The sequence below is a fragment of the Stieleria varia genome (genome assembly GCF_038443385.1).
Taxonomy (GTDB): domain Bacteria; phylum Planctomycetota; class Planctomycetia; order Pirellulales; family Pirellulaceae; genus Stieleria; species Stieleria varia.
Genome location: NZ_CP151726.1, coordinates 5,904,087 through 5,917,120, shown reverse-complemented (window position 1 = coordinate 5,917,120; position 13,034 = coordinate 5,904,087). Strand labels below are relative to the sequence as shown.

General features: G+C 55.2%; 12 protein-coding genes. 5 read left to right on the top strand and 7 right to left on the bottom strand.

Annotation, left to right across the window (positions count from 1 at the left end):
* Positions 1–37: 37 nt before the first annotated feature.
* From nqrF to Pla52nx_RS19930, 6 genes are all read right to left on the bottom strand, one after another.
* The gene (gene nqrF, locus Pla52nx_RS19955) at positions 38–1,255 is read right to left on the bottom strand and encodes an NADH:ubiquinone reductase (Na(+)-transporting) subunit F (protein ID WP_146520562.1); all 1,218 of its coding nucleotides are present in this window, start codon (positions 1,253–1,255) and stop codon (positions 38–40) included.
* Between the two features lie 104 nt (positions 1,256–1,359).
* Entirely contained in the window at positions 1,360–2,013 is a 654-nt protein-coding gene (nqrE, locus tag Pla52nx_RS19950) for an NADH:ubiquinone reductase (Na(+)-transporting) subunit E (RefSeq protein WP_390620388.1), read from the bottom strand.
* Between the two features lie 4 nt (positions 2,014–2,017).
* The gene (locus tag Pla52nx_RS19945; protein ID WP_146520563.1) at positions 2,018–2,644 is read right to left on the bottom strand and encodes an NADH:ubiquinone reductase (Na(+)-transporting) subunit D; all 627 of its coding nucleotides are present in this window, start codon (positions 2,642–2,644) and stop codon (positions 2,018–2,020) included.
* Positions 2,645–2,646: 2 nt separating this feature from the next.
* On the bottom strand, positions 2,647–3,474 hold the full coding sequence (locus tag Pla52nx_RS19940; RefSeq protein ID WP_146520564.1) for a Na(+)-translocating NADH-quinone reductase subunit C: 828 nt from the start codon (positions 3,472–3,474) through the stop codon (positions 2,647–2,649).
* Positions 3,461–4,762 carry an NADH:ubiquinone reductase (Na(+)-transporting) subunit B gene (locus Pla52nx_RS19935; protein ID WP_146520565.1) on the bottom strand — a complete coding sequence of 434 codons (1,302 nt, stop codon included), beginning with the start codon at positions 4,760–4,762 and terminating at the stop codon, positions 3,461–3,463. Before Pla52nx_RS19935 ends, Pla52nx_RS19940 begins: the two co-directional genes overlap by 14 nt.
* Before the next feature lie 81 nt (positions 4,763–4,843).
* On the bottom strand, positions 4,844–6,202 hold the full coding sequence (locus tag Pla52nx_RS19930) for a Na(+)-translocating NADH-quinone reductase subunit A (protein WP_146520566.1): 1,359 nt from the start codon (positions 6,200–6,202) through the stop codon (positions 4,844–4,846).
* A gap of 936 nt (positions 6,203–7,138) precedes the next feature.
* Here Pla52nx_RS19930 and Pla52nx_RS19925 point away from each other — a divergent pair.
* From Pla52nx_RS19925 to Pla52nx_RS32990, 5 genes are all read left to right on the top strand, one after another.
* Positions 7,139–8,263, top strand: a complete 1,125-nt coding sequence (locus Pla52nx_RS19925; protein ID WP_146520567.1) for a DUF1559 domain-containing protein — start codon at positions 7,139–7,141, stop codon at positions 8,261–8,263.
* 2 nt (positions 8,264–8,265) lie between these two features.
* Positions 8,266–8,688, top strand: coding sequence for a carboxypeptidase-like regulatory domain-containing protein (locus Pla52nx_RS19920; RefSeq protein ID WP_146520568.1), 423 nt, complete (start codon positions 8,266–8,268; stop codon positions 8,686–8,688).
* A 375-nt stretch (positions 8,689–9,063) separates the two neighbouring features.
* Positions 9,064–9,276: a hypothetical protein gene (locus tag Pla52nx_RS19915; protein WP_146520569.1), complete on the top strand. Its 213-nt coding sequence runs from the start codon at positions 9,064–9,066 to the stop codon at positions 9,274–9,276.
* Between the two features lie 281 nt (positions 9,277–9,557).
* Positions 9,558–9,800: an addiction module protein gene (locus Pla52nx_RS19910; protein ID WP_146520570.1), complete on the top strand. Its 243-nt coding sequence runs from the start codon at positions 9,558–9,560 to the stop codon at positions 9,798–9,800.
* Positions 9,709–10,077 (top strand): type II toxin-antitoxin system RelE/ParE family toxin, encoded by a 369-nt coding sequence (locus Pla52nx_RS32990; protein WP_146520571.1) that lies wholly within the window; start codon positions 9,709–9,711, stop codon positions 10,075–10,077. The genes Pla52nx_RS19910 and Pla52nx_RS32990 overlap by 92 nt, the downstream gene beginning before the upstream one ends.
* Positions 10,078–10,482: 405 nt before the next feature.
* Here the strand turns inward: Pla52nx_RS32990 and Pla52nx_RS19905 are convergent, their stop codons facing one another.
* On the bottom strand, positions 10,483–13,029 hold the full coding sequence (locus Pla52nx_RS19905; protein WP_146521239.1) for a DUF1588 domain-containing protein: 2,547 nt from the start codon (positions 13,027–13,029) through the stop codon (positions 10,483–10,485).
* Positions 13,030–13,034 lie beyond the last annotated feature (5 nt).

Here is a 13,034-nt window from a genome sequence, read left to right as displayed (position 1 = left end):
CTGCAGACAGGCTTGGGCGTGGAGATGCTGGAAAAAATCAGCCGCCGAAATCGTCGTACGCGATGTTTTCTGGCTCAACACCGAGATCATCCAGCATACGGAAGACAGCTTGGTTCATCATCGGCGGTCCACAGATGTAGTACTCGATGTCCTCGGGAGCTGGGTGCGTGCTGAGGTAGTTGTCGAGCAGGACTTGGTGGATGAACCCTTTGTAACCGTCCCAGTTGTCTTCGGGCAACGGATCGGAAAGCGCGATGTTGAATTGGAAATTCGGAAAGTCTTTTTCAATATCCCGGAAGTGATCTATGTAGAACAGTTCCCGCAAGCTACGTCCGCCGTACCAGTAACTGACTTTGCGATTGGTTTTGCGACGCTTGAATAGCTCAAAGATGTGACTTCGCAGGGGAGCCATGCCGGCACCACCGCCGATGTAAACCATTTCAGCGTCGGTGTCTTTGATAAAGAACTCACCGTAGGGGCCGCTGATGGTTGCTTTGTCGCCTGGTTTGAGGCTAAAGATCCAACTGCTCATCTTGCCCGGAGGCACGGTGTCGTTTCGAGGCGGTGGCGTGGCGACCCGGATGTTGAGCATGATGATGCCCTTTTCGCCGGGATAGTTTGCCATCGAGTACGCTCGAACGACGGGTTCCTTGACGTCAGAGACATACTTCCAAATGTTGTACTTGTCCCAGTCCTCGTGGTACTCTTCTTCAATGTCAAAATCTTTGTAGTGAATGACGTGTGGGTCACATTCGATTTGGATGTAGCCGCCTGCTCGGAAGTCAACTTCTTCGCCTTCGGGGAGTTCCAGCACGAATTCTTTGATGAACGTGGCAACATTATGATTGCTTCGGACCGTGCACTCCCACTTCTTGGTATCGAAAGCTTCCGGTGGCACTTCGACGACCATGTCTTGCTTGACAGCGACTTGGCAACTGAGCCGTTCGCCTTCAGCAGCGTGCTTCTTTGTGATGTGGTTCTTTTCGGTCGCCAGGATCTCTCCACCACCGGATTGGACGTGCACCTTGCACTGGGCGCATGTTCCGCCGCCACCGCAGGCACTGGAGACGAATACGCCGGCGTCGGCCAAAGCACCAAGCAGCTTGCCGCCTGCCGGGACTTCGATTTCTTTCTGGTTGTTGATCATGATCTTGACCGGCCCAGAGGCGACCAAGCCTTTCTTGGCGGCAAGAATCACGAGCACCAGTGCAACCACCACTACCGTGAACATGAATACGCCGAGGAAAATTTCCATCAGTCGATGACTCGCTGTCGAGTGAAATTAAGTGTTTAAGTTTTGTCTTTCAGATGCAGCAAGCAACTCCTGCCTGCTGCAACCCATTGTCGCTATGACTGCCGCTACAGTTGGATTCCGCTGAAGGACATGAAGGCCAGAGCCATCAGTCCAACCGTAATGAACGTGATACCTAAACCACGAAGGGGTGGCGGAACATCGCTGTATTTCATCTTTTCGCGAATGCCGGCCAACGCGGCGATTGCCAAGGCCCAACCGATACCGCAACCGAGTCCGTAAGTGCAAGATTCCCCGAAGGTGTAGTTGCGTTCTTGCATGAAAAGTGATGCACCCAAGATGGCGCAGTTCACGGTGATCAGCGGCAAGAAGATTCCCAACGCGTTGTAGAGCGGCGGGAAGAACTTATCGAGCACCATCTCAAGGATCTGCACCATCGCGGCGATCAGACCGATGAAACTGATGAATCCCAAGAACGATAGGTCAACTTGTGAGAAGTCTCTCGTTTCGACGGAAACCATCCCGCTGGAGTTCACCCACTCGAGGGCTCCTTTTTTCAGCAGCAAATCGTAGACGAGCTGGTTCGCCGGAACCGTGATGGCTTCGATAACAATCACCGCCAAGCCGAGTCCGAGAGCGATCTTGACGTTCTTGCTCAATGCCAAGAACGTGCACATTCCGAGAAAGAATGCGAGCGCAAGATTCTCTACAAAGACGGCTTTGAGGAAAATGCTGAAGTGGGTTTCAATGATCTCGCTCATCTCTCTAGGCCTCCTCAATCTGTTCAGGCTTCGCAGCGCGGATGATCCAGATCATGAATCCGATCAGGAAGAACGCGCTGGGAGGCAGGAGCATCAAGTTATTTGGGTTGTACCATCCGCCGTCACGAGTCAGCTCCATGACGGTGTGACCCATCACTTTGCCGCTACCGAACAGCTCACGGAAAAAGGCGACGAATACCAGCACGAGACCGTATCCGAGTCCATTTCCGACCCCGTCAAAGAAGCTGACCACGGGGCCATTCTTCATCGCGAATCCTTCGGCACGTCCCATCACGATACAGTTGGTGATGATCAGTCCGACGAACACGCTGAGTTGCTTGCTGATGTCGAACAAATACGCTTTGAGAATCTGGTCGACGACGATGACGAGCGAAGCAATGACGGTCATCTGAACGATGATCCGAATGCTTGACGGGATGTATTGTCGAATGGCACTGACGGCAAAGTTGCTGCAGGCGGTCACGGCCAGCACGGCAATCGCCATCACGAGTGACGTTTCCATTTTGGTCGTCACAGCCAACGCGGAGCAGATCCCGAGGATCTGCAAAGCGATGGGGTTGTTGTCGATCAAAGGATCGACCAAGACGTCTTTGATTTTTGCGTCTGCCATGTTTACTCTCCTGCCTCTTGGGCTGGTGGTCCTACAGGGTTCTCGGCCAGTTTGTCCAGAAACGGACCGTATCCGTCATCGCTCGCCCAGTATCGGATCAGGTTAGTGACGCCACGACTGGTGATGGTTGCTCCGGAGAGTCCATCGACGGCGTAACTGTTGCCGCTGGGTGCAGAGCCTTTGACGACCTCCACCTTCGGTTTGCCGTCTTCACCGTAGAGTTTCTTACCTTCCCAGAGCTCTTTCCATTTTGGGTTGTCGACCTCGCCGCCCAGTCCGGGCGTCTCGGCATGCTCGTAAAACGTCAGGCCCTGAATGGTGTTGAAGTCACTCTTGAGAGCCAGGTAACCGTACAGCGTCGACCAGAGCCCTTTGCCGTAGACCGGCAGCACAATCTGGTCAAACTTGTCAGCATCGGGAGGCGTGACGAAGTAGACTTTGGCGATCGTCTCACGTTTCTTGACGCCTGGATCGAACTCAGGATTGATCAGTTCGATGCTGGTTTCCTTTTTGTTGACTGCTTCACGGGGATCATATTCTGCCACGTTTCTGTCGGTGACGTACTCACCGGTTTGCAGGTCCACCAGACCTTCACTGACGCGTTTGTACAGCAGATCAATCTGTTCGACGGACAGTTCGTTGGCGACCTTTCCAAATTCACCGGTGGAAAGTCCAGCGGCGTCCAAAATGTTTTTCTTGCGGTCCAAGACCTTGTTGGCTTCTTGCTTGCTCTTCAAGCCCACCGCGGCCGCACTCACAAACAGACTGCACACGACGCACAGAACGGCGGCGACCATGATGGTGTAGCCCAGGGAATCACGTTGTTGCATAGCGTGCCATCCTCCGGCGAACGTTGAAATAGACGACGAAGTAATCAATCAGTGGTGCGAACACGTTGCCGAACAAGATCGCCAACATGATGCCTTCGGGGAACGCGGGATTGAGGCAGCGGATCAGCACGGTCATGAATCCGATCAACCCGCCGTACCACCATTTTCCCGTCTCTGTCATCGAAGCGCTGACCGGGTCTGTCGCCATGAAAACCAATCCGAACGCCAAGCCACCGATGACCAAGTGCCAGTAAAACGGCAATCCCATCATCGGGTTGGTGCCGACGTTGACGAGGTTGAGGAAGATTGATGTCCCAATCACGCCGCCGATCACAGCGGCCATGATCCTCCAGGAACCGATCCCGGTCATGATCAAGATGGCCGCGCCCACGATGCACAGCAATGTGCTCGTCTCTCCGATGCAACCCTGGACATTGCCCAGGAAGGCATCCATCCAAGTGATGCTGTCGGTCCAGCGAGCAGGTTGGTCGCCGGCACCGAGCGAATAGTTGACCGAAGTCAGTGCGGCGGTGATGCCATCGGCGGCAACCGCATCCGGGTTCGGTGGGCTGGCCATTTGACCTAAAGCGGTCGCACCGCTGAAACCGTCCGCTGCCGTCCACACTTTGTCGCCGCTGATTTCACCGGCGTGGGAGAAGTACAGGAAAGCTCGACTGGTTAGAGCGACGTTCAGGAAGTTTCGTCCCGTGCCTCCGAAGACCTCTTTCGCGACAATCACCCCGAACGTGATCCCCACGGCGACTTGCCAAAGTGGGATCGAGGGAGGCAACGTCAGCGGAAACAATAGCCCCGTGACCAGGAATCCTTCGTTGATCTCGTGGCCTCGCAGCACACTAAAGACCAGCTCGACGTGACCTCCGACAAACATGCAGACGATGTAAATCGGCAGGAAGTGGATCAGGCCAAGGGTAAAGCAATCGGCAATGTTTCCTGGGTCGTTGGTAAAACCCATGAAGTGGTGAATCGTGTAGTGCCAATCGCCGGTGTATCCCATGCCTACCGACGCCGCTTGGGCGATGGCCGTGTTGGCTTGATAGCCCACGTTCCACATTCCAAAGAGCGTGACCGGAACGAGCGCCATCACCACCGTGATCATCATCCGTTTCAGGTCGATGTTGTCTCGGACGTGGGTGGTGCCGTGGGCGACTTCCCCGGGCGTGTACAAAAACGTGTCCAACGCTTCGTACATGGGATACGCCTTTTCCAAAATGCCACCCTTGCTGAACAAGGGATGGACTTTGTCCAACGCGTTTCGAAGTAGTTTCATGATTTAAGCTTTCTGGGAGAGCCTTTCGATGAGCTTTCGCAGGGAAAAAATGGTCCGTTCCGTTTATCCTTCACGCTCGATTTAACCTTCACGCTCGATCGTTGTCAGGTTTTCACGCAGCAATGATCCGTATTCGTACTTTCCGGGACAGACGAAGGTGCACAGTCCCAAATCTTCTTCTTCCAATTCCAAAACACCCAGCATTTGGGCTTGGTCAGTGTCGCGAACGATCAACGACCGCAGCAGTTGAGTCGGCAAGATATCCAGCGGCATGACTTTCTCATAAGTTCCCAGTGGAACCATCGCACGCTCGCTGCCGCCGGTGCTGGTCGTGAAAGCAAACTTGGCGTTGGGCAACATCGCCGAAGCGAACACACGTGTTACGGAGAACTTGTCAAAGCCGGGTTTCTGCCAGCCCAGGAACTCTCGCTCGTCGCCTTCCGCCAGAACCGAAATTTGATTGTGGTAGCGTCCCAAGTAAGTATGGAAACCGGCCGCGGTTCGGCCGTGCAACACAGAACCGGAAATCTGACGCACTTTGACATCACCATCGATCTCGCCGTCCACCAAATGAGAAACATCCGCGCCCAGGCGAGTCTCCAGCAAACGCGGTTGCTTGACCACCGGACCGGCGAGCGAAATCACGCGTCGCACATCGAGCTTGCCACTGCTGAGCAATGCTCCGATTGCGATCACGTCTTGATAGTTGATGTACCAAACCACCTTGCCAGGTCCAACCGGATCCAGCATGTGAATGTGTGTGCCGGGTAATCCAGCGGGATGAGGGCCGGCAAACTCAGTGACCGTCACACCAGCGACACCCGAGCCAGGGATCTCAGCACCAGCAGCCTTGCACACGTGGACTTTGCCATCGGTGAGCTGAGTCAAACAACTCAGGCCGAGTGTGAACTGATCCTTGCGATCAGCCATCGCGACGACAGGGTCCGCCGCCAGCGGATTCGTGTCGATCGCTTGGACAAAGATCGAGTGAGGGACCGAGCCTAGTGCCGGGACACGACCGTAGGGCCGCGTGCGAATCGCTGTCCAAAGACCACTTTCGACCAGCACGTTTTGAACCCCCTCGCGGCCAAGTGCCAGCGGGTCAGCTCCTGCGGCTTGATCGAAAACCACCACATCGTCATCGCCCGGATTCTGATCGACGTCGATCACGATCGACTCGAATTTTCGCTTGGCACCACGATTGATCTCGGCAACCATTCCAGCAGCGGGCGACGTAAAAATCACGCCCTCGGTTTTCTTGTCCGTGAACAACGGCTGCCCAAGCTTCACGCGATCACCCACCTGAACCAACATCGTGGGCTTCATGCCGATGTAGTCATCGCCGAGCAAGGCCACTCGCGTGACGGGCTTGGCAACCTGAACATGTTGCTCAGGGTTCCCCAAAATCGGCAGGTCCAAGCCTTCTTTGATCGTAATCATTTCGATGAATCACTCGCCTCGCGTTGTCTATTCGTTCGCAAAACCGCTCATCCACGGCCTGCCCGTCCGCACGAATCTCAATTCAACCGTGCGACCGGCACGGAATGCATTGCCGCCCACTGCGAAGCCCTTCATGACTTTGTGATTATTTTCACAAAGTCATTTTGAGCCAAAGCCCGCAAGGGATGGTACCGAAGCGGGCAGTGTGCAGGACTGAAGAACAGCGAGCGAGTGGCTCTATCGCGAACAACAAGCGTTGTTAGCAAGAGCAGACTCAAATCAGAAGCGACTTTCAATCAAGAATTCGCTTCCGTGCCCGCAGAAATTCGTCAGCATTGGCGTTTCAAGCCGGAAATATTACACAGCAAAGCAGAACTAGCAACGGCAAGCAGCGAGGAACCCCACGTAAAACCCTTCTAGCCTGCTAAAGGCACCATGATTGCCGCAGTCGCGAGCCTGCGGCGACCTGACTCGCCATCCGCCTAGATCTGTTGGCCCCGTGTCCCGAAAGGGCCGAGTATGAAAGCCCAGGGCGACAGGGCAAATGATGTCGGCGATCCGTTTCTTGTCACTGTCATCTCCCCAGGTTCGTTGAGTGTCGTGTCAGTGAGTGACGTGTCAGTGGACAGGAAATGCTTGCCTGTTTTTTGTGCACACTCGTACAGGCGATAGGCGAATCAAACGGATCAGCGATCGCTGGAACGCAAATCTTTTTTCATTCGAACTCAAGTTCACTCGAGCTTAAGGGTGGAGCGGACGTTCGCTGCCATAAACGTTGGTGCTTGATCTTTCCCCAATGAAGCATCGACGCAAGTTTCTCTGCGTCAACGCTCATTTCACAGCCATGTGTTTTGGCACCGCATTCGCTTAGCCGGCATCCAGGTCGCCGGTTCGGTTGGCGACGAGAAAGACTCACCCCATCAACAGGAAAGCTTGATGTCCACTTCTTCGAGAGGATCCGTCCCTTCGATTTCCGACACGAGAAAGCGTTACGCAGGCGAGCGCGCTTTCACACTCGTGGAACTGCTCGTTGTGATCGCAATCATTGGTATCTTGGTCGGCTTGCTGCTGCCCGCGGTACAGGCTGCGCGAGAAGCCGCGCGACGCATGTCGTGCTCGAACAACTTGAAACAAATCGGCATTGCGGTTCACAACTACCACGATGCGTTCCGTCAAATACCGGGCAACCTGGGTTCACCCGATACGACATCGACGAGTGGCCCGACTCCGCCAGCGTGTCCTTCTTGGCTGGTAACGATCTTGCCTCAGTTGGAACAAACTGCGGTTGCTGAAAAGCTCGACTACTCCGGGACTGACTTCAGCGACACCAACGCATCCGGACTGCCAAACAAGAATTGGAAAGTCATGTCGGAATCCCGTGTGCCTTCTTACTATTGTCCATCAAGTGCAATGCCGAAGGAGCGAATCCAGAACGCCAGCAATGCGACGCGCGCTTGGGATTCCAACGCTCCCGCGACGTACAGCGTTCAGATCCCGGATTACGTTGGTTCTGTCGGATACTACTACGACCCTGGAGACACAGAATTCAACTGGGATCGTTACTACAACGGGACCGCGACATGGACCGGATACGGATGGCTTCAGGATGACGGCTTTTTTTCCATGCGGAACAACAGGTTCACCAGACGTACCTTCGCAAGTGTGCTGGATGGTTTGAGCAACACGATTGCCGTGGGAGAACACGGCGCCTACATGTACGACTTTGATCGCAAGCGGTATGACGCACGCCCCGGTCGCGGCAACGGCGGCATGTGGTCGTCCAACAGAATGTTCTTTGAATGGGGGGCCGCGCCTTGGTGGGGGCAAACGGCCAATGTGACGGTCCCACGCTTTCCCAACAACAGCCTCTATTCAGGAAACTACACGCAAGAGTGGGAAACGACCTTGCACAATGGTTTTCGATCTCAGCATGTCGGTGGTGTTCAGTTTCTCTATGGAGATGGCTCGGTTCGATTCATCACCGACAGCGTCGACTTTGTAAACGTTTTTCCGGCCTTGAACGGCCGCGCCGACCACTGGGTCATAGACAAGGAGTATTGATCATGACGAAAGAAAAAGCTGTCTTCACTTCGGTCGCTTTGGCGACTGCGCTGACCACCTTTGTCGGCTGCGGTCCTGGTGGTCCTTCGCTGGGACAAGTCACTGGTGTGGTGCTATCCGACGGAAAACCTGTACCGAATGTCAGCATCGAGCTGATTCCGATCGAAGGTCGCCCGTCCTTGGCAAGGACCGACGCAGAAGGAAAGTTCACGGCGTACTATTTGCCCGGCCAGCCCGGCGCTGCTACGGGAACCCATCGCCTGAAGCATGAGTTCGTTCAGGCGGGTCCTGGCGACGTCAGCTTTGAACGTCCCAAGCGTCGCAACGGAAAGAAACCCGAGGCATTGGTATTGGAGCCGAAGGAAATCCAGGTTGTTGCCGGCGAAAGCATTGAGCTGGAACTCAAACTAGTAGAGTCCAAATGATCGCGCCAGCGCGATCGCATGGACTCGACCACTGGGCTGATCAAAATTTGGCGTTGACTTGATGTTTCGACGTTTTTCTTTGAGCTGTTTCTTGTCCACTGTCACCTCCCCCAAGGAACTTGGGGGAGGTCGCGGTTAGCCGCTGAGGCGAATGCGAGGAGGAGGCCTGTCTGCGCGAGTCAATGATTGGGAACGGCAAAACGCGTGGCGGGGCACGCTATCGACTTGGGAAGTCGAGCGATGATTGTCGTTCGACTTTCCAAGTCGAAAACGAACACCACCATCCGCCCAAGCACAAGCCAGACGCCTTGTGCCGTGCTTCGCAACTGTTCCCTTTCAGCTACGCCCGAGGGACCCGAGGGACGTGACAGAAACTTGCGGAGCGCCACAGCCCCACACCCCAAATTTGAACAGCCCAATCTCGCCCTGGTATACGTCACAATCCAACTGCCACCGATCGAGCAGTGGAAACCGGAACTCGCAAAACTACCCAAAGCCCAGTCCGATCGCGTCCACGAAGCGGGCTTCTATGAGATGCTTTCCGCCCGCATCACCGCCCACGTCTTGAGTCGCTATCCACGCGAGTAGCCCAGCCGCCTTCGAGATCGCCTGAGTCTCGTCGCAAGCAATCAAGCTTCTTTCCCCCCGCAGCCCCCGTCGGCCATCCCCACAGCGGTCGACTTCTCACGCTGTGCGTTGCCATCAAGAGAGGCCTCTCAATCTCCATACAGGCCCATCTACCAGCTGCCACCTGACAACAAATCTTTCCCCAAGCCCCAAAACCCGCTAATCTAAAAGCAATCAAATCCTCCCCGACACCCCACTATTGATAGGGGGTGTCGCCCCAAAACCCGTTAGGCGACCTAGCTATGTCTCAATACCAAGACATTCTTGCAAGCGCTACGCAACTGCCAATTGACGATCGTCTTCGACTGATCGACGACTTGGCCTCGTCGGTTCCCGACGACCATCCACCACGTCTTTCACCTGAGTGGCTTGCTGAGATCGATCGCCGCAGCAATGAGATTGACGCTGGAACTGTCGAAACAGAAAGCTGGTCAACGATTCGCGCCCGATTGTTTGAGAAACACGGTATTGGCGATGCAGGTTGATTTTCACCCTGATGCGACAATTGAACTTTCCGAGTCCGCCGAATGGTACGCCGAACGAAGTTCGAGAGCTGCACGCAACTTTTTGGTGGCAGTTGATGTAGCGGTTGCGTCAATCATGGACGATCCCAAGCGGTTCGTCAGCATTGACGATCGACACCAATCCTGTAGTGTCATCAAGTTTCCGTTTCAAATCGTTTTTCGCGTTAACGATGATCGTATCGTTGTCATTGCAGTGGCCCATGCAAAGCGCCGTCCCGGATATTGGCGTGGCCGGTAGCGTTACGGTCGCCTAACATGGTTTTTGCGTTAGGCCTTCGGCACACCGCTTTCGTTTGTCCAAGCTGCCCTCCGGTGGTAGAATCTTCCTTAGTTCAGACATCATTGGCTTCGTTTAGGGCGGTGTCGTTAAAACCTTCCGTTGGGCGAACTTCCGCATTCTCTCATCTCAACAATGGCAGCGAGCGGCGCCACGATTCCAATCCTGGCCGCGAGAACACCGTACCGGGGAACGATCGCGCAGAAGTATTGTCCCAAGAAATACGCCGCCAAGAACGGACACTCGAAAAATTGCCATCCCCTGGGTCAATACCCAGAACAGTAGGAAGTCGAGAAACGGTGCAGCGACGAGAACTAGTTCGAGTCCGAATGATCACTTCATGCGATCGCAGGGACTCGATCGCTCTCAGTCCTGCTCCGTCCGATACAGGAATGCATCGGACGTGAGCAGTGATGTGATCAACGCGTTCATGCTACCGCCGTTGTCCTTGTAGGCTCGGTAGGCGGCTTGCAAGGCCGGGGCATCGTTAAGCGTTTCGTTGCGCCCCATCCAGAAACGGAAAGCGTGTCGGACGAAAACTTGTTCAACACGCTCGCTTTCGGCGAGCCGCTTGATCAAATCGATTGCGTTGTCGACTTCACCATCAAGTCTGGAATCGCCCGAGTTGATGACTTCGCCTGAGGTGTCGACCGGCTTGCCAAGTTCCGTCTCACGAAACAATCCTGCGTGGTTGAACATTTCAAAGGGCAGTCCCAATGGGTCCATTTTTTGGTGGCACGTCCAGCAATACGTTTCTCTTGTCACTCGCATGCGTTCCCGAAGCGTGTTCTTTGGCTCGTCGGGCAGCATGGCGTCCACCGTGATCGGGACATCGGGAATTCCGCCACCGAGTAAACGTTCGCGTATCCAACGTCCACGTCGAATGGCATGATTGTCCATCGCATCAGAATGCGAAACGAGCCAACTGGGATGGGTCAAAATGCCCAACCGCTGGTCCGCCGGCGCTGTGGCCAGAATTCGCTCGGGCTTCATTGATCCGGCACCGAAGCTGCGATGACTGACGCGAGCAAAAATGGGCGGCCCATTGAGGTCGGCCGTGGCAACACTGAAGTTTTCATTGCCGCCTCGCTTTCCTTTGGTGGCGGCATCCAGCTTTTTCTCGGCGGCAGCGACCGCCCGCTTCTTTTCCGCCAACTCCTTGCGTTTCGACTTCTCCTCCCCCGAGTTCGCTTCGATAAACGCCTGCAGTTCGGCGAGTTCCTGTTTCGCTGCAGCCAACTCCGCTGTTTCCCTCTCCGCTTTCTCGGCTGCCTGTTTCTTTGCCTCCCGCTGTGCCGCGGCCTTTTCCTCTGCGGTTCGCTGCTTGCCAAAGTAAACCTTGTCGCTCGGAGTGGCCACGACCTTGTCGGTGGTCAGCAGTTGCTTCAAGACGTCTGTGTCTTCTTGCAGGATCAGCTCGATCAGCCGATCGGTACTCGCCGTTGCATCGAACATCGCGCGGTAGTGATCCGTACCCCGATTGCTGACGCCCGTTTCCGCCAATGCCCGATTGTCCTTGCAGATATAGCCGCCAAGGTCGTAGTCAAAGAAGTCTCGGAAGAAGCGTAGCACACGCGGTTTGCGGATACTGTCATCGGCCAGCATCCGCTCCACTTCCCGTCTGACATCGTCCCGTGTTTGCATGCGGCCACCGATGATGGCTTGCCGCAATGTTTCATCAGGTTTGATGTAACGCAGCGCATGATTGACGGCCAATCCCAGTTCCCAATCTTTCATCATGACGCGGCCATGCTCATCCGGCTTGCCATTTTTGACCAATTCCGGACGGAACAGGGCGTCGCGATCGAGAAAGATGGCGGACAGGCCAAGAACTGCACCGTCCTCTTTGCCGAGTTTGTCGATGGACTGTTTGACAATGGTCAGGTAGCCGTCTGACTCGTTCTGATTCGGCGGTCGGAACGTCAACGCTTCAAAGAGATAATCCACCGCGGCGCGCAGGCGATCGTTATCAAAACCTTCTTGGCTCATCAGGTCGTACACCGGCGTCAGCGGACGAACGACTTTGGTGCTGTAGACAAGACTTGTTGGCAAGCCACGTAAGTCACCTTTCATCTTGTCTGCGATGGACTTCGGATCGTCTGTGATTTGGTACGGCTGTGCGATGCTGAGCGGGCCGTACGCCATGTAGCGAATGATGTCGGAGGCAACGCCCATGATCTGGGTCGCTTCGGCACCGTTGACCGTGTAGAAATCCGGGTAGTTTTCCAGGCCATGGTTGCGTGCCGACGACAACACGGCTGGGACGCTTTTTACGGAGGTGGCATAGGCGACCGTTCCGCCTTGCCACTGGATGATGCGGTCGACGCCAAAGTAGAGCTTCAGTTCACCGCCGTGGTTGGTGGGGACGACATCGCCTCGTGTTCGCAGACCTGGCTTGGCGGGGTCGAACTCGGGCTCGCTATTGATCAACTCATTCAGCCGCGTGATATGTTCCTGCGGTGTCACTCGCCAGATCCGAGCGGGTGAGGACGTCGGCACCAGTTTGATTTCCTCAGGAAGCGGACCAAAGAGCAATTCGTGATCGACGAAGTTGCCTTTGTTGGGGTCCAAGTGGTCCCGGAATCCGCCTTTGTCTTGCATCACCCTGGTCAGCTCGTCGACGATCCAATCGGTCAACTGCAGGCGTGGCACAACCTCCAGTTCCTCCGCGTCCTCCGGCGGCATCTCTTTCAATGCAACCTGCGCCCAAACGCTTCTCCAAATCCCCGCGTTGATTTCATCGACGGGGCCGAGATCGTGAAGCGAAAGCCCGCCTTCGGGATCCGAGTCACCGTGACAATCGACACAATGGCTCGTTAGAAACGGCTTGACGAAGCTTGCGAATGTTTTGCCGGTCTTTTGCCCCGGTATGTACGTCTCCGCGGATGATTGTGACGCGACACCGAAACACAGAATGA

Bases quoted from the DNA above. Each gene is read 5' to 3' on its own strand.
- nqrF (WP_146520562.1), bottom strand. From the start codon at position 1,255: ATGGAAATTTTCCTCGGCGTATTCATGTTCACGGTAGTGGTGGTTGCA.
- nqrE (WP_390620388.1), bottom strand. From the start codon at position 2,013: ATGAGCGAGATCATTGAAACCCACTTCAGCATTTTCCTCAAAGCCGTC.
- Pla52nx_RS19945 (WP_146520563.1), bottom strand. From the start codon at position 2,644: ATGGCAGACGCAAAAATCAAAGACGTCTTGGTCGATCCTTTGATCGAC.
- Pla52nx_RS19940 (WP_146520564.1), bottom strand. From the start codon at position 3,474: ATGCAACAACGTGATTCCCTGGGCTACACCATCATGGTCGCCGCCGTT.
- Pla52nx_RS19935 (WP_146520565.1), bottom strand. From the start codon at position 4,762: ATGAAACTACTTCGAAACGCGTTGGACAAAGTCCATCCCTTGTTCAGC.
- Pla52nx_RS19930 (WP_146520566.1), bottom strand. From the start codon at position 6,202: ATGATTACGATCAAAGAAGGCTTGGACCTGCCGATTTTGGGGAACCCT.
- Pla52nx_RS19925 (WP_146520567.1), top strand. From the start codon at position 7,139: ATGTCCACTTCTTCGAGAGGATCCGTCCCTTCGATTTCCGACACGAGA.
- Pla52nx_RS19920 (WP_146520568.1), top strand. From the start codon at position 8,266: ATGACGAAAGAAAAAGCTGTCTTCACTTCGGTCGCTTTGGCGACTGCG.
- Pla52nx_RS19910 (WP_146520570.1), top strand. From the start codon at position 9,558: ATGTCTCAATACCAAGACATTCTTGCAAGCGCTACGCAACTGCCAATT.
- Pla52nx_RS32990 (WP_146520571.1), top strand. From the start codon at position 9,709: ATGAGATTGACGCTGGAACTGTCGAAACAGAAAGCTGGTCAACGATTC.